This is a genomic window from Variovorax sp. Soil_C_17 (assembly GCF_057657265.1).
In genome coordinates this window covers 1-16,870 of record NZ_JBDGIT010000012.1, presented here as the reverse complement: position 1 = coordinate 16,870, position 16,870 = coordinate 1, and the positions used below count along the sequence as shown (strand labels likewise).

20 protein-coding genes and 1 pseudogene are annotated in these 16,870 nt (G+C 67.8%); 20 read left to right on the top strand and 1 reads right to left on the bottom strand.

The window, feature by feature from the left end:
* The first annotated feature begins 28 nt into the window (after window positions 1-28).
* The 19 genes and pseudogenes from AC3A6Y_RS30675 to AC3A6Y_RS30585 form a co-directional block, all read left to right on the top strand.
* Window positions 29-1,507, top strand: coding sequence for a glutamate synthase subunit beta (locus AC3A6Y_RS30675; RefSeq protein WP_487871989.1), 1,479 nt, complete (start codon window positions 29-31; stop codon window positions 1,505-1,507).
* Window positions 1,508-1,631: 124 nt separating this feature from the next.
* Window positions 1,632-2,456 carry an ABC transporter ATP-binding protein gene (locus AC3A6Y_RS30670; protein WP_487871988.1) on the top strand — a complete coding sequence of 275 codons (825 nt, stop codon included), beginning with the start codon at window positions 1,632-1,634 and terminating at the stop codon, window positions 2,454-2,456.
* Window positions 2,453-3,235 (top strand): lipid asymmetry maintenance ABC transporter permease subunit MlaE, encoded by a 783-nt coding sequence (mlaE, locus tag AC3A6Y_RS30665; RefSeq protein WP_487871987.1) that lies wholly within the window; start codon window positions 2,453-2,455, stop codon window positions 3,233-3,235. Before AC3A6Y_RS30670 ends, mlaE begins: the two co-directional genes overlap by 4 nt.
* A 22-nt stretch (window positions 3,236-3,257) precedes the next feature.
* Entirely contained in the window at window positions 3,258-3,746 is a 489-nt protein-coding gene (gene mlaD, locus AC3A6Y_RS30660) for an outer membrane lipid asymmetry maintenance protein MlaD (protein WP_487871986.1), read from the top strand.
* Window positions 3,743-4,489 carry an MlaA family lipoprotein gene (locus tag AC3A6Y_RS30655; protein ID WP_487871985.1) on the top strand — a complete coding sequence of 249 codons (747 nt, stop codon included), beginning with the start codon at window positions 3,743-3,745 and terminating at the stop codon, window positions 4,487-4,489. The genes mlaD and AC3A6Y_RS30655 overlap by 4 nt, the downstream gene beginning before the upstream one ends.
* A gap of 163 nt (window positions 4,490-4,652) precedes the next feature.
* Window positions 4,653-5,264, top strand: a complete 612-nt coding sequence (locus AC3A6Y_RS30650) for an MlaC/ttg2D family ABC transporter substrate-binding protein (RefSeq protein ID WP_487872081.1) — start codon at window positions 4,653-4,655, stop codon at window positions 5,262-5,264.
* 10 nt (window positions 5,265-5,274) lie between these two features.
* Window positions 5,275-5,547 (top strand): STAS domain-containing protein, encoded by a 273-nt coding sequence (locus AC3A6Y_RS30645; RefSeq protein ID WP_106555025.1) that lies wholly within the window; start codon window positions 5,275-5,277, stop codon window positions 5,545-5,547.
* Between the two features lie 64 nt (window positions 5,548-5,611).
* Window positions 5,612-6,559, top strand: a complete 948-nt coding sequence (locus AC3A6Y_RS30640) for an ABC transporter ATP-binding protein (RefSeq protein WP_487871984.1) — start codon at window positions 5,612-5,614, stop codon at window positions 6,557-6,559.
* Between the two features lie 55 nt (window positions 6,560-6,614).
* Window positions 6,615-7,379, top strand: a complete 765-nt coding sequence (locus AC3A6Y_RS30635) for an ABC transporter permease (RefSeq protein WP_106555125.1) — start codon at window positions 6,615-6,617, stop codon at window positions 7,377-7,379.
* A 14-nt stretch (window positions 7,380-7,393) separates the two neighbouring features.
* Window positions 7,394-7,636 carry a BolA family protein gene (locus AC3A6Y_RS30630; protein WP_487871983.1) on the top strand — a complete coding sequence of 81 codons (243 nt, stop codon included), beginning with the start codon at window positions 7,394-7,396 and terminating at the stop codon, window positions 7,634-7,636.
* A gap of 15 nt (window positions 7,637-7,651) precedes the next feature.
* A complete protein-coding gene (murA, locus tag AC3A6Y_RS30625) occupies window positions 7,652-8,938 on the top strand; it encodes a UDP-N-acetylglucosamine 1-carboxyvinyltransferase (RefSeq protein ID WP_487871982.1) in 1,287 nt (428 codons plus the stop codon).
* Window positions 8,935-9,594: an ATP phosphoribosyltransferase gene (gene hisG, locus AC3A6Y_RS30620; RefSeq protein WP_487871981.1), complete on the top strand. Its 660-nt coding sequence runs from the start codon at window positions 8,935-8,937 to the stop codon at window positions 9,592-9,594. The genes murA and hisG overlap by 4 nt, the downstream gene beginning before the upstream one ends.
* Window positions 9,591-10,907 (top strand): histidinol dehydrogenase, encoded by a 1,317-nt coding sequence (hisD, locus tag AC3A6Y_RS30615; RefSeq protein ID WP_487871980.1) that lies wholly within the window; start codon window positions 9,591-9,593, stop codon window positions 10,905-10,907. The genes hisG and hisD overlap by 4 nt, the downstream gene beginning before the upstream one ends.
* 10 nt (window positions 10,908-10,917) lie before the next feature.
* Window positions 10,918-11,283, top strand: a complete 366-nt coding sequence (locus AC3A6Y_RS30610; RefSeq protein ID WP_487871979.1) for a hypothetical protein — start codon at window positions 10,918-10,920, stop codon at window positions 11,281-11,283.
* 5 nt (window positions 11,284-11,288) lie between these two features.
* Entirely contained in the window at window positions 11,289-12,383 is a 1,095-nt protein-coding gene (gene hisC, locus AC3A6Y_RS30605) for a histidinol-phosphate transaminase (RefSeq protein ID WP_487871978.1), read from the top strand.
* Window positions 12,380-13,015, top strand: coding sequence for an imidazoleglycerol-phosphate dehydratase HisB (gene hisB / locus AC3A6Y_RS30600; RefSeq protein ID WP_487871977.1), 636 nt, complete (start codon window positions 12,380-12,382; stop codon window positions 13,013-13,015). The genes hisC and hisB overlap by 4 nt, the downstream gene beginning before the upstream one ends.
* A complete protein-coding gene (gene hisH, locus AC3A6Y_RS30595) occupies window positions 13,012-13,668 on the top strand; it encodes an imidazole glycerol phosphate synthase subunit HisH (protein WP_487872080.1) in 657 nt (218 codons plus the stop codon). The genes hisB and hisH overlap by 4 nt, the downstream gene beginning before the upstream one ends.
* A gap of 52 nt (window positions 13,669-13,720) precedes the next feature.
* Window positions 13,721-14,464, top strand: a complete 744-nt coding sequence (gene hisA, locus AC3A6Y_RS30590; RefSeq protein ID WP_106555016.1) for a 1-(5-phosphoribosyl)-5-[(5-phosphoribosylamino)methylideneamino]imidazole-4-carboxamide isomerase — start codon at window positions 13,721-13,723, stop codon at window positions 14,462-14,464.
* A gap of 324 nt (window positions 14,465-14,788) precedes the next feature.
* Window positions 14,789-14,863: pseudogene (locus AC3A6Y_RS30585) on the top strand (ESPR-type extended signal peptide-containing protein); the annotation flags it as partial.
* A gap of 789 nt (window positions 14,864-15,652) precedes the next feature.
* On the opposite strand, the gene AC3A6Y_RS30580 reads toward AC3A6Y_RS30585, so the two are convergent.
* Window positions 15,653-15,928 carry a hypothetical protein gene (locus AC3A6Y_RS30580; protein ID WP_487872082.1) on the bottom strand — a complete coding sequence of 92 codons (276 nt, stop codon included), beginning with the start codon at window positions 15,926-15,928 and terminating at the stop codon, window positions 15,653-15,655.
* A gap of 52 nt (window positions 15,929-15,980) precedes the next feature.
* On the opposite strand from AC3A6Y_RS30580, the gene AC3A6Y_RS30575 reads away from it, so the two are divergent.
* The coding region (locus AC3A6Y_RS30575) for an autotransporter-associated beta strand repeat-containing protein (protein WP_487871976.1) at window positions 15,981-16,870 on the top strand (890 nt) is incomplete at its 3' end.

Genomic DNA, 16,870 nt, shown 5'->3' with positions numbered 1-16,870 from the left:
AGCGACGGGGGTGAGCAAAGGATTCACGATGGGAAAGATCACCGGCTTCATGGAGCATGAGCGCATCGAGGAGGGCTACAAGCCCGTCGAGGAGCGCGTCAAGCATTACAAGGAATTCGTCATCGGCCTCGATGCGCAGCAGGCCAAGGTGCAAGGCGCGCGCTGCATGGACTGCGGCACGCCCTTCTGCAACAGCGGCTGCCCGGTCAACAACATCATTCCGGACTTCAACGACCTGGTCTACCGCAACGACTGGCAGAGCGCCTTCGCGGTGCTGGACTCGACCAACAACTTCCCCGAGTTCACCGGCCGCATCTGCCCCGCACCGTGCGAGGCGGCCTGCGTCCTCAACGTGAACGACGATCCGGTCGGCATCAAGTCCATCGAGCACGCGATCATCAACCGCGCCTGGCAGGAAGGGTGGGTGGCGCCGCGTCCGGCCAAGCACAAGACCGGCAAGAAGGTCGCCGTGGTGGGCTCCGGCCCGGCCGGCATGGCGGCGGCGCAGCAGCTCGCGCGCGTCGGGCACGACGTCACCCTGTTCGAGAAGAACGACCGCATCGGCGGCCTGCTGCGCTACGGCATTCCCGACTTCAAGATGGAGAAGACGCACATCGATCGCCGCATCGAGCAGATGAAGGCCGAAGGCGTGGTGTTCCGCACCGGTGTGGTGGTCGGCGCCGCGAAGGACCCGCTGGGCAAGGGCTCCAAGGTCACCAACTGGGCCAAGGAGACCGTGACGCCCGAGCAGCTCGACAAGGAATTCGATGCCGTGGTGCTGACCGGCGGCGCCGAACAGTCGCGCGATCTCCCCGTGCCGGGGCGCGATCTCGACGGCATCCATTTCGCGATGGAATTCCTGCCGCAGCAGAACAAGGTGAACGCGGGCGACAAGGTCAAGGGCCAGATCCGTGCCGACGGCAAGCACGTGATCGTGATCGGCGGCGGCGATACCGGCTCCGACTGCGTGGGCACCAGCAACCGCCATGGCGCTGCCAGCGTCACCCAGTTCGAGCTGATGCCGCAGCCGCCGGAAGAAGAAAACCGGCCGATGACCTGGCCCTACTGGCCCTACAAGCTGCGCACCAGTTCCAGCCACGAGGAGGGCTGCGAGCGCGAGTTCGCGATTTCCACCAAGGAATTCATCGGCGAGAAGGGCAAGGTCACCGGCCTCAAGACCGTGCGGGTCGAGTGGAAGGACGGCAAGATGCTCGAGGTCCCCGGCACCGAGACGCTGCTGAAAGCCGACCTGGTGCTGCTGGCCATGGGCTTCGTGAGCCCGGTTGCCGGCGTGCTGGATGCCTTCGGCGTCGAGAAGGACGCCCGCGGCAACGCCAAGGCCGGCGTCGACTTCGTCGGTGGCTACGCGACCAACGTGCCCAAGGTGTTCGCCGCCGGCGACATCCGCCGCGGCCAGTCGCTGGTGGTGTGGGCGATCCGCGAAGGCCGCCAGGCGGCGCGCGCGGTCGACGAGTTCCTGATGGGCTACAGCGACCTGCCGCGGTGAGTGTGCTGAATTAGGCGGGGATTAGCCCCCTATTTGGGTGGATGGGCACGTCCTGTGCTTCATTTATCATGGATGGCTACCGCGAGCCGGGGATGCCTCAGGCGCCCCGGCTTTTCTGTTGTCCATGAACCCACCCGAGTCCTCACTGATTGAATTTCGCGATGTCCGCTTCGGCTACGGGGAGCGGGCGATTCTCGACGGCGTCTCCTTCACGGTGCCCCGCGGCAAGGTCACGGCGCTCATGGGTGCTTCCGGCGGCGGCAAGACCACCGTGCTGCGTCTCGTCGGCGGCCAGGTGCGCGCGCAGCGCGGCGAGGTGCTCTTCGACGGCCAGGACATCGGCAAGCTGGGCAGCGATGCGCTCTATGCCGCGCGTCGCCGCATGGGCATGCTGTTCCAGTTCGGTGCGTTGTTCACCGACATGAGCGTGTTCGACAACGTCGCCTTCCCGCTGCGCGAGCACACGCAGCTGCCCGAGGCGCTGGTAAGGGACATCGTGCTCATGAAGCTCGACGCCGTCGGCCTGCGCGGCGCTCGCCAGCTGATGCCCAGCGAGGTCTCCGGCGGCATGGCCCGGCGCGTGGCGCTGGCCCGGGCGATCGCCCTCGACCCCGACCTGGTCATGTACGACGAGCCCTTCGCCGGCCTCGACCCGATCTCCCTGGGCACCGCGGCGCGCCTGATCCGCCAGCTCAACGACACGCTGGGCCTGACCAGCATCGTGGTGTCGCACGATCTGGAAGAGACCTTCCGCATCGCCGACCACGTGATCATCCTGGCCAACGGCGGCATCGCCGCACAAGGGCGGCCCCAGGAGGTGCGCGCGAGCGGCGATCCGCTGGTCCATCAGTTCGTCAATGCGCTGCCCGACGGGCCGGTGCATTTCCACTATCCGGGCGTCCCGGTGGAGCAGGACTTCGGCAACAACGCGCATGGGGAACGGGGATGAGCTGGTATCGGCCTGCCGATCTGGGATTCGCCGCGCGCTCCAAGCTGAGCGATCTCGGCATGGGCGCACGCCTGTTCCTGCGCCTCACGCTGCGCGGCGCGCGCAGCCTGCGCCGCTTCGGCCTGGTGCGCGACCAGGTCCACTTTCTCGGCAACTATTCGCTGGCGATCATCGCGGTCTCCGGCCTCTTCGTCGGCTTCGTGCTCGGGCTGCAGGGCTATTACACGCTGCAGCGCTACGGCTCCTCCGAAGCGCTGGGCCTGCTGGTGGCGCTGAGCCTGGTACGCGAGCTCGGCCCCGTGGTCTCGGCCCTGCTCTTCGCGGGCCGCGCGGGCACCTCCCTGACCGCGGAGATCGGCCTCATGAAAGCCGGGGAGCAGCTGAGCGCCATGGAAATGATGGCCGTGGACCCGGTGCAGCGCATCCTGGCGCCGCGCTTCTGGGCTGGCGTGATCACCATGCCGCTCTTGGCGGCCGTCTTCAGCGCGGTCGGCGTGATCGGCGGCTGGGTGGTCGGCGTGCTGATGCTGGGCGTCGACCCGGGCGCCTTCTGGGGCCAGATGCAGAGCGGGGTCGATGTGTGGCGCGACGTGGGCAACGGCGTGGTCAAGAGCATCGTCTTCGGCTTCACCGTGACCTTCATCGCGCTGCTGCAGGGTTTCGAGGCCCAGCCGACGCCCGAGGGCGTGTCGCGCGCGACCACCCGCACGGTGGTCGTCGCCTCCCTCGCGGTGCTGGGGCTCGACTTCCTGCTCACCGCCATGATGTTCAGTATCTAGAAAGCAAAGGCAAAGGCACTCCATGCAACGTTCCAAGATCGACGTCTGGGTCGGCCTGTTCGTGCTCATCGGCGCGGCAGCGCTGCTGTTCCTCGCGCTGCAGTCCGCCAATCTGCTGAGCCTGAATTTCCAGAAGACCTACGCCGTCACCGCCCGCTTCGACAACATCGGCGGGCTGAAGCCGCAGACGGCCGTCAAGAGCGCGGGCGTGGTGGTCGGCCGTGTCGAATCGATCACGTTCGACGACAAGAATTTCCAGGCCAGCGTCACGCTCGCGTTGGAGAGCCGTTACAGTTTCCCCAAGGACAGCTCCCTCAAGATCCTGACCAGTGGCCTGCTCGGCGAGCAGTACATCGGCATCGAGGCGGGCGCCGAGGAGAAGAACCTTCAAGCCGGTGACACCATCACCGCGACGCAGTCGGCGGTCGTGCTGGAGAACCTGATCGGACAGTTTCTCTACAGCAAGGCCGCTGATGGCAGCACGCCACCGGGCAGCAGCAATAAGAAATGAAACCACGACCCCCCCATGATCTGCCGCGCACGCCGCGCGGCACCGCCTCGGCCCTGCGCAGCCTGGGTGCCATTGCAGCGCTGGCACTGGCCACCGGCTGCGCCTCCGGGCCCAAGGCCCATCCGGCCGACCCGTTCGAGCCGCTCAACCGCGGCGTCATGCGTTTCAACGACGTCGTGGACGACGCCGTGCTGGTGCCGGCTGCGACGGCCTACCGCCGGGTGCTCCCCTCCTTCGTGCGCACGGGGGTCAACAACTTCTTCGGCAACCTGTCCGATGTGTGGAGTTTTGCCAACAGCGTGTTGCAGCTCAAGATGGAGCACAGCGCCCAGACCTTCATGCGCGTGAACGTCAACACGGTCTTCGGGCTCGGCGGGCTGCTGGACGTCGCCACCGAGGCCGGCATCGACCGCCACTCCGAGGACTTCGGCCAGACTCTGGGCCGCTGGGGCGTGCCCAGCGGTCCGTACCTGGTGCTGCCGCTGCTGGGTTCTTCGACGGTGCGCGACACGGCTGCCCTGACCGTCGATCGGCAGGGCGACCTGCTCAACCAGATCCACGACGTCCCGTGGCGCAACTCGCTCTACTTTGTTCGCGTGATCGACGCGCGCTCGAACTTCCTGCGCGCGAGCCGGCTGCTCGACGACGCGGCGCTCGACAAGTACACCTTCACGCGCGACGCCCACCTGCAGCGCCGCAAGAACGACGTGCACGACGGGGACCTGCCGAACGACGGCAATTGACCGTGTATCCGGCGCTTGCATCCCGTTGCGCGCTTTGCACGGGAGCGGGAACCCCGTTCACAGGCCCCGGCTCCAATTTGCCACGGGTCGCAAGGACTCGAAACTTTCAACAAGGGAAACTTCGATGAATCAAATCCTGCAACGACGCTCCGTTGGGCGCCTGATGCTGGCCGGCCTGCTGCTCGCGGGCGCTGCCGCCTTCGTGCGGCCGGTCCAAGCCGCCGACGAGGCGCCGGATGCGCTCGTCAAGCGGCTGTCGACCGACGTGCTCGAGACCATCAAGGCCGACAAGTCGATCAAGTCCGGCGACGTCAACAAGATCATGGTCCTGGTCGACACCAAGATCATGCCGAACGTGAACTTCCAGCGCATGACCGCTTCCGCCGTCGGCCCGGCATGGCGCCAGGCCACGCCCGAGCAGCAGCAGCGCCTGCAGGAAGAGTTCAAGAAGCTGCTGGTGCGCACCTATGCCGGCGCGCTCGACCAGGTCAGCGACCAGAGCGTGGTCGTGCGTCCCTTCCGCGGCTCGCCCGACGACAAGGAAGTGCTGGTGCGCACGGAGGTCCGCGGCAGCGGCGACCCGGTGCAGCTCGACTATCGGCTCGAGAAGACGCCCGGGGCGGCAGGCGGCTGGAAGATCTACAACCTCAACGTCCTGGGCGTGTGGCTGGTCGATACCTACCGCAGCCAGTTCGCGCAGGAGATCAACGCCAAGGGCATCGACGGCCTGATCGCTGCGTTGACAGAGCGCAACAAGCGCAACGGCAAGAGTTGAGTCGAGCCCGATGCTGGTCCTGCCGCCCAAGCTCACGCACGACGAAGCGCCGGCCTGCGTGCTGATGCTGCGCCAGGGGCTCGCGGGGCAGGCTGCCTCCTCCATGGTGGTCGATGCCAGCGCCCTCGCGCAGTTCGACTCGTCGGCTCTCGCGGTCCTGCTCGAATGCCGGCGCGAAGCCAGCGCGCTGGGACGCGGCTTCGCCGTCAAGGGGCTGCCGCCGCGCCTGCGCGAACTCGCGTCGCTTTACGGCGTGGCAGGGCTTCTGCCCGCTGCGCCCTGATCCGGCGGGCCTTTATCGTGCCCGGAAGCGCAAAAACCTCAGGGCCCTAAAATCGCGGGCTCCCATGCCTGCGATCTCCTTCCAATCGGTCTCCAAGACCTATCCTGCCTCGCGCCAGCAGCGTGCCCAGGGAAAATCCGGGCTGCGCGCCGTCGACGGGGTCACGTTCCAGATCGAGGAGGGCGAGTTCTTCGGTCTTCTGGGCCCCAACGGCGCCGGCAAGACCACGCTGATCAGCATGCTGGCCGGCCTGTCCAGGCCGAGCGCGGGCACCATCAGCGTCCACGGTTTCGACGTCCAGCGCGAGTACGGGCAGGCACGCCGTGCGCTCGGCGTGGTGCCGCAGGAGCTGGTCTTCGACCCTTTTTTCAACGTGCGCGAATCGTTGCGCATCCAGTCGGGCTACTTCGGCATCAAGAACAACGACGACTGGATCGACGAGCTCCTGAGCAGCCTGGGCCTGGCCGACAAGGCGGGCGCCAACATGCGCCAGCTCTCCGGTGGCATGAAGCGGCGCGTGCTGGTGGCACAGGCGCTGGTGCACAAGCCGCCGGTCATCGTGCTGGACGAGCCCACGGCAGGCGTCGACGTCGAGCTGCGCCAGACCCTTTGGCAGTTCGTCGCCAAGCTCAACAAGCAGGGCAGCACCGTGCTCCTGACGACGCACTACCTCGAAGAGGCCGAGGCGCTGTGCAACCGCATCGCGATGCTCAAGCAGGGCCGCGTGATCGCCCTGGACCGCACCAGCGAGCTGCTGCGTTCGGCCGCCAGCAACGTGCTGCGCTTCAAGACCGACGGCATGCTGCCCTGGGAACTGGCCCAGCATGCGCGCATCACGGGGCGCATCGTGCAGCTGCCGGCGCAGAACGCGCGCGAGGTCGAGCAGTTGCTGGCCGCGATCCGCGAGGCCGGGCTCGACGTGGAAGACGTCGAGATGCGCAAGGCCGACCTGGAGGACGTGTTCATCGACCTGATGGCGGGCGAGCAGACGCCCCTGGAGGTCGCGCGATGAGACATCCCGTGTCGACCCTCTGTGGGATCTTCAATCGAGCGCGGGGGCTCCCATGATGGTTCATGCCCTCGGCTGGCGCGCCTTGCTCTACAAGGAAACGCTGCGCTTCTGGAAGGTCGGCTTCCAGACCGTGGGCGCGCCGGTGCTCACGGCGCTGCTCTACCTGATGGTCTTCGGCCACGTGCTGGAAGGCCGCGTCACGGTCTATGGCTCGGTCAGCTACACCGCTTTTCTGGTGCCGGGCCTGGTGATGATGAGCGTGCTGCAGAACGCCTTCGCGAACAGCTCGTCCTCGATCATCCAGAGCAAGATCATGGGCAACCTGGTCTTCATCCTGCTCACGCCGCTGTCGCACTGGGGGTGGTTCCTGGCTTACGTCGGTTCCTCCGTGGTGCGTGGACTGGTGGTGGGCTTGGGCGTGTTCGCGGTGACGGCCTTCTTTGCCGTGCCCGGCTTCGTCGCACCGCTTTGGATCGTGGTCTTCGCCTTTCTGGGCGCCGCCATCCTCGGCACGCTGGGACTGATCGCCGGGCTCTGGGCCGAGAAGTTCGACCAGATGGCCGTGTTCCAGAACTTCCTGATCATGCCCATGACCTTCCTCTCGGGCGTGTTCTATTCCATTCATTCGCTGCCGGCCTTCTGGCAGACGGTGAGCCACCTGAACCCCTTCTTCTACATGATCGACGGCTTCCGCTACGGCTTCTTCGGCGTCAGCGACATCTCGCCCTGGGTGAGCCTGGCCATCGTCGGCGGCGCCTGGCTGGTGGTGAGCGCGATCGCGATTCACCTGCTGCGCATCGGCTACAAGATCCGAGGCTGAACCCCATCCAAGACATGACTGCCGAAGAGCTGCAATCCATCATCCAGGCCGGCCTGCGCTGCGAGCACATCGCGCTCGAGGGCGACGGCCGCCACTGGTACGCCACCATCGTGTCCACCGAGTTCGAGGGCAAGCGCGCGATCCAGCGACACCAGCGCGTCTACGCCACCCTCGGTGCCAAAATGCACACCGACGAAGTGCACGCGCTCTCGATGAAGACCTACACGCCCGCCGAATGGGCGGCTCAAAACTCCTAGTCGCTGGACCTTTTCATGGACAAACTCCTGATTCGCGGCGGGCGCCAGCTCCGCGGCGAGGTGCTCATTTCCGGCGCGAAGAACGCGGCCCTGCCGGAGCTCTGCGCGGCGCTCCTGAGCGACCGCCCGGTCACCTTGCACAACGTGCCGAGCCTCAACGACGTCACGACCATGCTCAAGCTGCTGCGCAACATGGGCGTGGCGGCCGAGCGCGATGACAACGGCACGGTGCGCCTCGACGCCGGCCCGCTGCACACGCCCGAGGCACCCTACGAACTGGTGAAGACGATGCGGGCCTCGGTGCTCGCGCTGGGGCCGCTGCTGGCCCGCTTCGGCAAGGCCCGGGTCTCGCTGCCGGGGGGCTGCGCCATCGGCTCGCGGCCGGTCGACCAGCACATCAAGGGCCTGCAGGCCATGGGCGCCGAGATCGTGGTCGAGCACGGCTACATGGTGGCGAGCATCGGGGGCGGGCGCCGGCGCCTGCACGGCGCTCGCATCACCACCGACATGGTGACCGTCACCGGCACCGAGAACTTCCTGATGGCCGCCGCGCTGGCCGAGGGCGAGACCGTGCTTGAGAACGCCGCGCAGGAACCCGAGATCACCGACCTGGCCGAGATGCTGATCGAGATGGGCGCGCGGATCGAAGGCCACGGCACCAGCCGCATCCGCATCCAGGGCGTGGAGAAGCTGCAGGGCTGCAAGCACCGCGTGGTGGCCGACCGCATCGAGGCCGGCACCTTCCTCTGCGCCGTGGCCGCCACCGGCGGCGAGGTGCTGCTGCGCCACGGCCGCGCCGACCACCTCGACGCCGTGATCGAGAAGCTGCGCGAGGCCGGCGTGGAAGTCGACGCAGTGGACGAGGGCATCCGCGTGCGCAGCCGGGGCCGCCTGAAGGCGCAGAGCTTCCGCACCACCGAGTACCCGGGCTTCCCCACCGACATGCAGGCCCAGTTCATGGCCCTCAACGTGATCGCCGACGGTACCTCGACCGTGACCGAGACCATCTTCGAGAACCGCTTCATGCACGTGGACGAGATGCTGCGCCTGGGCGCCAAGATCCAGACCGACGGCAAGGTGGCGGTGATCGAGGGCGTGCACCAGCTTTCCGGCGCCACCGTCATGGCGACCGACCTGCGCGCCTCCGCCAGCCTGGTGATTGCCGGCCTCGTGGCCGAGGGCGAGACCCTGGTCGACCGCATCTACCACCTGGACCGCGGCTACGACCGCATGGAAAGCAAGCTGCGCGGCCTGGGCGCCGACATCGAGCGCGTGGCCGGCGCGGCGGAGTACCAGCCGTGATCACGCTCGCGCTGTCCAAGGGACGCATCTTCGACGAGACGCTGCCGCTGCTGGCGGCGGCCGGCATCGAGGTCAGCGAGGACCCCGAGAAATCGCGCAAGCTCATCCTCGCGACCTCCCGCCCCGAAGTGCGCGTGGTGCTGGTGCGTGCCTCGGACGTGCCCACCTACGTGCAGTACGGGGGCGCCGACCTGGGCGTGACCGGCCTGGACGTGCTGCTCGAGCACGGCAATCAGGGCCTCTATCAGCCGCTGGACCTGCGCATCGCCGCCTGCCGGCTGAGCGTGGCGGTGCGCGCCGACTACGACTATGCCTCGGCCGTGCGCCAGGGCTCGCGCATCAAGGTCGCGACCAAGTACGTCGGTCTGGCGCGCGAGTTCTTCGCGAGCAAGGGCGTGCACGTGGACCTGATCAAGCTCTACGGCAGCATGGAGCTGGCGCCGCTCACCGGCCTGGCCGATGCCATCGTCGACCTGGTGTCGACCGGCAACACGCTCAAGGCCAACCACCTGGTCGAGGTCGAGCGCATCATGGACATCAGCGCGCGCCTGGTGGTCAACCAGGCCGCGCTCAAGCTCAAGCAGGCGCCGATCCGGCACATCATCGACGCCTTTGCCTCGGCCACCCCCACCGCCGTCACGGGAGGCCTGACATGAACGTGAAAGCCACTCCCGCCCGCCTGTCGACCGCCGCCGGCAGCTTCGAAGCGGATTTCCGGGCGCGGCTGCACTGGTCGGCCGACACCGACGCCGCAATCGAGCAGGTGGTGGCCGACATCCTGGCCGACGTTCGGCAGCGCGGCGATGCGGCGGTGCTCGAATACACGCGGCGCTTCGATCGCTTGGATGCGAAGAGCCTCGAGGCCCTGGAGCTCAAGGCCGCCGAGTTGCGCGCCGCCTTCGAGGCGCTGCCCGCGGCCCAGCGCGAGGCGCTGGAGGCCGCTGCCGGTCGCGTGAAGAGCTATCACGAGGCGCAGAAGAAGGCCAGCGGCGAGAGCTGGAGCTACCGCGACGCCGACGGCTCCCTGCTGGGCCAGAAGGTCACGCCGCTGGACCGCGTCGGCATCTACGTGCCGGGGGGCAAGGCGGCCTATCCGTCGAGCGTGCTCATGAACGCGATCCCCGCGCACGTGGCCGGCGTCGGCGAGATCATCATGGTCGTGCCCACGCCGGATGGCGAGAAGAACCCCCTGGTGCTCGCCGCCGCCCACGTGGCCGGCGTGACGCGCGCCTTCACCATCGGCGGCGCGCAGGCCGTGGCCGCGCTGGCCTACGGCACCGCCACCCTCCCGGCGGTCGACAAGATCACCGGCCCCGGCAATGCCTACGTGGCCGCCGCCAAGCGCCGCGTGTTCGGCACGGTGGGCATCGACATGATCGCCGGGCCGAGCGAGATCCTGGTCCTGGCCGACGGCAGCACGCCGCCCGAGTGGGTCGCGATGGATCTCTTCAGCCAGGCCGAGCACGACGAGCTTGCGCAGAGCATCCTGCTGTGTCCCGACGCCGCCTACATCGAGCAGGTGCAGCAGGAGATCGACCGCCTGCTGCCCACGATGCCGCGTGCAGCGATCATTGCTGCCTCGCTCAACGGCCGCGGCGCGCTGATCCACACCAAGAGCATGGAAGAGGCCTGCGCCATCAGCAATCGCATCGCGCCCGAGCACCTGGAGGTCAGCAGCCGCGAGCCGCACCGCTGGGAGCCGCTGCTCAGGCATGCCGGCGCGATCTTCCTCGGCGCCTACACCAGCGAGAGCCTGGGCGACTACTGCGCCGGCCCCAACCACGTGCTGCCCACCAGCGGCACCGCGCGCTTCAGCTCGCCACTGGGCGTCTACGACTTCCAGAAGCGTTCCAGCCTGATCGAGGTCAGCGAGGCGGGCGCGCAGCCGCTGGGCCGGATCGCCGTGATCTTGGCTGAAGGGGAGGGCCTCGCGGCGCACGCCGAGGCCGCCCGCATGCGCTTGCGTTGAAGGGACGGGCATGGCGATCCCGACGCTCCGGTCCTTCCGCTGCCTGGTCCTTCTGGGCCTGGCGGCCGCCGGCGCCACCTGCCAGGCCATGAGCATTCGCGAGCTGCGCTTGCTCGAAGCCAACGAGAAGGACGGCAAGATCTACGCCAACTACTATCTGGTCGGCGTGGTCGAGGGCCTGCGTGAAGCCAGCGAGGCCGAGCAGCGCGCCGGGCAGAAGCCGCTGTTCTGCGTCAATGGCCGCCGGCTCGAGCCTGCGATGGCGCGCACGCTCTACCAGACCGAGCTGACACGCAACGCCGACAGCTACGAGGCCGACATGCCGGTGCAACTGGTGGTCTCGGCCGCCCTGCGCAACAGCTACCGCTGTCCCTGAATCGAATGACTTCCGCTTCCGACGACACCACCTCCGCCCTGGGCCGCATCCGCGCCGACGTCCAGTCGATGCACGCCTACGCCGTGCAGGACGCGCGCGGCCTGCTCAAGCTCGACGCCATGGAGAACCCCCACGGCCTGCCGCCTGCGCTGCAGACGGCGCTGGGCGAGCGCCTGGGCGCGCTGGCGTTGAACCGCTATCCTGGCCCGCGCAGCGCCGACCTGCAGCGGGCGCTGGTGGCCTACGCCGGCGTGCCCAAAGGCTTCGGGCTCATGCTCGGCAACGGCTCGGACGAGCTGATTTCGCTGCTCGCCATGGCCTGCGACCTTCCCGGGGCTGCGGTGCTCGCGCCCGAGCCCGGCTTCGTGATGTACGCGATGAGCGCCCGGCTGCAGGGCCTGCGCTTCGTGGGAGTGCCGCTCACGGCCGATTTCGAGCTCGACGAGGCCGCCATGCTCGCGGCCATCGAGCGCGAGAAGCCGGCCATCGTCTACCTGGCGTATCCCAACAACCCGACCGCCAACCTGTGGGACGACGCCGTGATCGAAAAGATCGTCCAGGCCCAGGGCGCCCAGGGCGGCCTGGTCGTTGTCGACGAGGCCTACCAGCCCTTCGCCTCGCGCAGCTACATCGACCGGATCGCGCGCCACGGCCATGTGCTGCTCATGCGCACCCTCAGCAAGTTCGGGCTGGCGGGCGTGCGCCTGGGCTACCTGATCGGCCCGCAGGTGCTGATCGCCGAGGTGGACAAGGTCCGCCCGCCCTACAACATCAGCGTGCTGAACTGCGAGTGCGCCCTGTTCGCGCTCGAGCATGCCGAGGTGTTCGCCGCGCAGGCGGCCCAGATTCGCGCCGAGCGCGCCCGAATCGTCGAGGCGCTGAGCCGCCTCTCGGCGGTCAAGAGCTGGCCCAGCGACGCCAACATGATCCTGGTGCGCGTGCCGGATGCCGCCCGGACCTTCGAGGGCATGAAGGCGCGCGGAGTGCTGATCAAGAACGTTTCTAAAATGCACCCACTGCTTGCGAACTGCCTGCGCCTGACCGTCGGAACCGCCGACGAGAATGCCCGGATGCTCGCGGCCCTCGAAGCCTCGCTATGAACACCCCCACGGCCCCCGAACCCGTCGTCAGCGCCGCTGCTGGCGCGCGGACCGCCTCCGTCACGCGCAACACGGCCGAGACGAAGATCACGGTCTCGGTCAACCTCGACGGCAGCGGCCGCTCGAAGCTCTCGACCGGCATCGGCTTCTTCGACCACATGCTGGACCAGATCGCCCGCCACGGCCTGATCGACCTCGAGATCGACTGCCAGGGCGACCTGCACATCGACGGCCACCACACGGTGGAGGACGTGGGCATCACCCTCGGCCAGGCCGTTTCCAAGGCCGTGGGCGACAAGAAGGGCATCCGCCGCTACGGCCACGCCTACGTGCCGCTGGACGAGGCGCTCAGCCGCGTGGTGATCGACTTCTCCGGCCGGCCCGGCCTGGTGATGCACGTGCCCTTCACCAGCGGCATGATCGGCAGCTTCGACAGCCAGCTCACCTACGAGTTCTTCCAGGGCTTCGTCAACCACGCTTTCGTCACCCTGCACATCGACAACCTCAAGGGCGTCAATGCGCATCACCAGTGCGAAACCGTCTTCAAGGCCTTCGCGCGCTCCCTGCGGGCGGCGCTCGAACTCGATCCGCGCTCGGCCGGCGTCATTCCTTCGACCAAGGGTTCCCTCTGAGCAGCAGCAAGAACACCGTCGCCGTCGTCGACTACGGCATGGGCAACCTGCGTTCGGTCTCGCAGGCGGTGCAGCATGCGGCCGACCAGGTCGGGGTGGAGGTCTTCGTGACCGCCGACCCCGAGGTGGTGCGCCGCGCCTCCCGCGTGGTGCTGCCGGGCCAGGGCGCCATGCCCGACTGCATGCGTGAGCTGCGCGACTCCGGGCTGCAGGAGTCGGTGCTGGAGGCGGCGGCTTCCAAGCCCCTTTTCGGCGTTTGCGTGGGCATGCAGATGCTGCTGTCAGCCAGCGACGAGGGCCCGACCGAGGGCTTGGGACTGATCCCCGGCCGGGTGCTCAAATTCGAGCTGGCCGGGCGAACCCAGCCCGACGGCAGCCGCTACAAGGTCCCCCAGATGGGCTGGAACCAGGTGCTGCAGACCCGGCCGCACCCTGTGTGGGCGGGGGTGCCGGATGGCAGCTACTTCTATTTCGTGCACAGTTTTTACGCACGCCCGGCGAACGTCCTCCACAGCGCAGGCGAGACGGAATACGGCGAACGCTTTACCGCCGCCATTGCACGCGATAATATTTTTGCAACCCAGTTCCACCCCGAGAAGAGCGCGGACCATGGGTTGCAGCTGTACCGAAACTTTCTCCACTGGAATCCCTGAAGCAGTTTTTTCGCTGCGCTTCATCGCTCGCGCCCTGCGCAAATCCCGCACCATGCTCCTCATTCCCGCGATTGACCTCAAGGATGGCCACTGCGTTCGCCTCAAGCAAGGCGACATGGCCCAGTCCACCATCTTCAGCGAAGACCCGGCCGCCATGGCGCGCCAGTGGATCGAGGCCGGTGCGCGGCGGCTGCACCTGGTCGACCTGAACGGCGCCTTCGCGGGCAAGCCGCAGAATCACGCCGCGATCAAGGCGATCCTGCGGGAGGTGGGTGACGACATCCCCGTGCAGCTGGGCGGCGGCATCCGCGACCTCGACACCATCGAGCGCTACATCGACGACGGCCTGCGCTACGTGATCATCGGCACCGCGGCGGTCAAGAACCCCGGCTTTTTGAAGGACGCCTGCAGTGCCTTCGGCGGCCACATCATCGTCGGCCTCGACGCCAAGGACGGCAAGGTCGCCACCGACGGCTGGAGCAAGCTCACCGGCCACGAGGTGGCCGATCTCGGCAAGAAGTTCGAGGACTATGGCGTCGAGTCGATCATCTACACCGACATCGGCCGCGACGGCATGCTCTCGGGCATCAACATCGATGCCACGGTGAAGCTGGCACAGGCGCTCACCATCCCGGTGATCGCGTCGGGCGGGCTGTCGAACATGGCCGACATCGACAAGCTCTGCGCCGTCGAGGCCGACGGCATCGAGGGCGTGATCTGCGGGCGTGCGATCTATTCGGGCGACCTGGACTTCGCAGCCGCGCAGGCGCGAGCCGACGAGCTGGCCGAACAGTAGACCCTGCGATCGGGCGTCGCGCCCTTCGCCACGCGCTCGGCAAGGCACGCCTGGTCAGGCCTGTCGTTTTCCCTTGTCTGCACGCGCCGGTGTTCGGGCACCGGTGTACTGGCCTGCGAATCATTTCTCGCTTTTTGTCGCGTCAGCACGACTGCGCCAACAGAAATTCCTAGCATTCCTCGGCCGCTGAATCCTCCGGGTTTCACGAATTGCGGCCTGAGCTTCCGGCGTGTGTACGGGGGCGCACGGGCCACGCTCAAGCGGCGTAGCCCTCCACGTGTGCACCGCGCGCGTGGGTCCCCGAACGACCCGTGAACTCCCCCCATGAACAGAACGCATCGCAGCCTTTGGAACACCTCACTGGGCGCCTGGGTCGCCGCCCCCGAGAACACCCGTGCGCGGGGCAAGCGCAGCGGCATTGCCAGGGCTTCGGCGCTGACGGCCGCCCTCTTGTTCGGCGGTATGCCTGCCGCGTATGCGTGCACCGCAGGCAACACCGCCGAACTGGCCGCCTGCATCACAGGCAACGACGCGGTCATCGATCTCACGGCCTCCATCACGTTGAGCGGGAATCTGCCCGTGCTTGAGCGCGACCTGACCATCAACGGCACCAGCCCCACCGGCCAGCGCTTCGTGCTCGATGGCGCCGGTCGGTTCCGAGGTTTTTTCATCGGCTCGGGCACCACCATCGTCAATGGCCTGACGATGCAGAACCTGCGCGCCCAAGGGGGACACGGTGGGACGGGCTCGTCGTCAGGCGGGGGCGGCATGGGTGCAGGCGGCGCGGTGTTCGTGGTCACCGGAGCAGGAGCCACCCTGAACGACGTAGTCATCCTGCGCAGCGGTGCGGTCGGTGGCAATGGCGGCAGCACAATGCCCGGTGAAGGCAGCGGTGGCGGTGGGGGCATGGGTGGGAATGGCGGCACAGTCGTTGCAGGAGCCAACTCGGCAGGCCGTGGCGGCGGCGGATTGTTCGACGACGGAGGCGCCGGGTCGGGTGCCACCTTCCTCGGCGGCAACGGCGGCGGGCCGAATGGCGGCCAAGGCGGAGACGGGGTGAGTGGGCAGAGCGGCGGCCTCTACACGGGGGGCGGAGGCGGCGGTGCGTCTTCAGTGGTGGTCGCTCAAACCAATGGCGGCAACGGCGGCTTGGGCGGCGGCGGCGGTGGCGGCGGCACCGGAACGATGTCATCCGAGGGAGGAAGCGGAGGATTCGGTGGTGGTGGGGGCGGCGGGGGTGCTGCCGCAAGGGGAGGGGCAGGCGGATTTGGCGGCGGGGGCGGCGGTGGCGACATCAGTGGGGCGACGATCGGCGGATTCGGGGGAGGCAGCGCTTCCGGCCGCCAAGGCGGCGGCGGCGCTGGCATGGGCGGTGCCGTTTTCGTCATGGACGGCGGCTCGCTCACGCTGGGCGGCAATAGCGAGGTGCGCGAAAACAGCGTGACGGGTGGTGGCGGTGCTCAACTCGGCTCGGCCTTCGGTGGCGGCATCTTCATGCAAGGTGCACTCAGCAAGCTTGTCTTTGCAACTGAGGTTCAACGGTGGCGGCCTGCGTACCACCGGTGCCTTCGCCACCGCGCGAAACATCGACATCGAGGCGGGCGGCGGCACCTTGCAGACTTACAGCGATCTTGCGGCGACCGGCATCGTCAGCGGCGCGGGGGCCTTGACCAAGACCGGTTCCGCGACGCTCAGTCTCACCGGCGAGAACACCTACAGCGGCGGCACCGATCTCAAGCAGGGCCGCATCGCTGTCGGCAGCGACCGCGCCCTGGGCACCGGCGAACTCGCCATGCATGAAGGCACCATCCTGCTCTTTGCCGCCGATGGGCTGACCTTGGCCAATCCCATCGCCTTCACCGACGCGGTCGATCCCTTCATCGATACCGGCCCTTTCACCGCCACCCTCACCGGCGCCATCACCGGGCCTGGCGATCTGAGCAAGATCGGCAGCGGCACCCTCATCCTCTCGGGTGCCAACACGTACACGGGCGCCACTGCGGTCACCGAAGGCACCTTGCGCGCCGGTGTGCCCAACACCTTCAGCCCGGCCTCGGCCCACAGCGTCGCCTCCGGCGCCAAGCTCGACCTCGCCGGCTTCAGCCAGAGCGTGGCGGGCCTCACGAACGCCGGGACCGTCTCGCTCATCGGCGCTGCGCCTGGTACCACCCTCACCGTCACCGGCCCCTACGTGGGCAACAACGGCCTCCTGCGCCTGGGCACCTACCTGGGAGACAGCGCCAGTGCGAGCGACCGGCTCGTCTTGAGCGGCCCGAGTGCCGTCGCCACTGGAAACACCACCGTGCAAGTCGTCAACCTCGGCGGCCTGGGTGCGCTCACCAGCGGCAATGGCATCGAGCTCGTGAGCGCCCTCGACGGCGCCACCACCACCGCGCAGAGCACCAA

Bases quoted from the DNA above. Each gene is read 5' to 3' on its own strand.
- AC3A6Y_RS30675 (WP_487871989.1), top strand. From the start codon at position 29: ATGGGAAAGATCACCGGCTTCATGGAGCATGAGCGCATCGAGGAGGGC.
- AC3A6Y_RS30670 (WP_487871988.1), top strand. From the start codon at position 1,632: ATGAACCCACCCGAGTCCTCACTGATTGAATTTCGCGATGTCCGCTTC.
- mlaE (WP_487871987.1), top strand. From the start codon at position 2,453: ATGAGCTGGTATCGGCCTGCCGATCTGGGATTCGCCGCGCGCTCCAAG.
- mlaD (WP_487871986.1), top strand. From the start codon at position 3,258: ATGCAACGTTCCAAGATCGACGTCTGGGTCGGCCTGTTCGTGCTCATC.
- AC3A6Y_RS30655 (WP_487871985.1), top strand. From the start codon at position 3,743: ATGAAACCACGACCCCCCCATGATCTGCCGCGCACGCCGCGCGGCACC.
- AC3A6Y_RS30650 (WP_487872081.1), top strand. From the start codon at position 4,653: ATGCTGGCCGGCCTGCTGCTCGCGGGCGCTGCCGCCTTCGTGCGGCCG.
- AC3A6Y_RS30645 (WP_106555025.1), top strand. From the start codon at position 5,275: ATGCTGGTCCTGCCGCCCAAGCTCACGCACGACGAAGCGCCGGCCTGC.
- AC3A6Y_RS30640 (WP_487871984.1), top strand. From the start codon at position 5,612: ATGCCTGCGATCTCCTTCCAATCGGTCTCCAAGACCTATCCTGCCTCG.
- AC3A6Y_RS30635 (WP_106555125.1), top strand. From the start codon at position 6,615: ATGGTTCATGCCCTCGGCTGGCGCGCCTTGCTCTACAAGGAAACGCTG.
- AC3A6Y_RS30630 (WP_487871983.1), top strand. From the start codon at position 7,394: ATGACTGCCGAAGAGCTGCAATCCATCATCCAGGCCGGCCTGCGCTGC.
- murA (WP_487871982.1), top strand. From the start codon at position 7,652: ATGGACAAACTCCTGATTCGCGGCGGGCGCCAGCTCCGCGGCGAGGTG.
- hisD (WP_487871980.1), top strand. From the start codon at position 9,591: ATGAACGTGAAAGCCACTCCCGCCCGCCTGTCGACCGCCGCCGGCAGC.
- AC3A6Y_RS30610 (WP_487871979.1), top strand. From the start codon at position 10,918: ATGGCGATCCCGACGCTCCGGTCCTTCCGCTGCCTGGTCCTTCTGGGC.
- hisC (WP_487871978.1), top strand. From the start codon at position 11,289: ATGACTTCCGCTTCCGACGACACCACCTCCGCCCTGGGCCGCATCCGC.
- hisB (WP_487871977.1), top strand. From the start codon at position 12,380: ATGAACACCCCCACGGCCCCCGAACCCGTCGTCAGCGCCGCTGCTGGC.
- hisA (WP_106555016.1), top strand. From the start codon at position 13,721: ATGCTCCTCATTCCCGCGATTGACCTCAAGGATGGCCACTGCGTTCGC.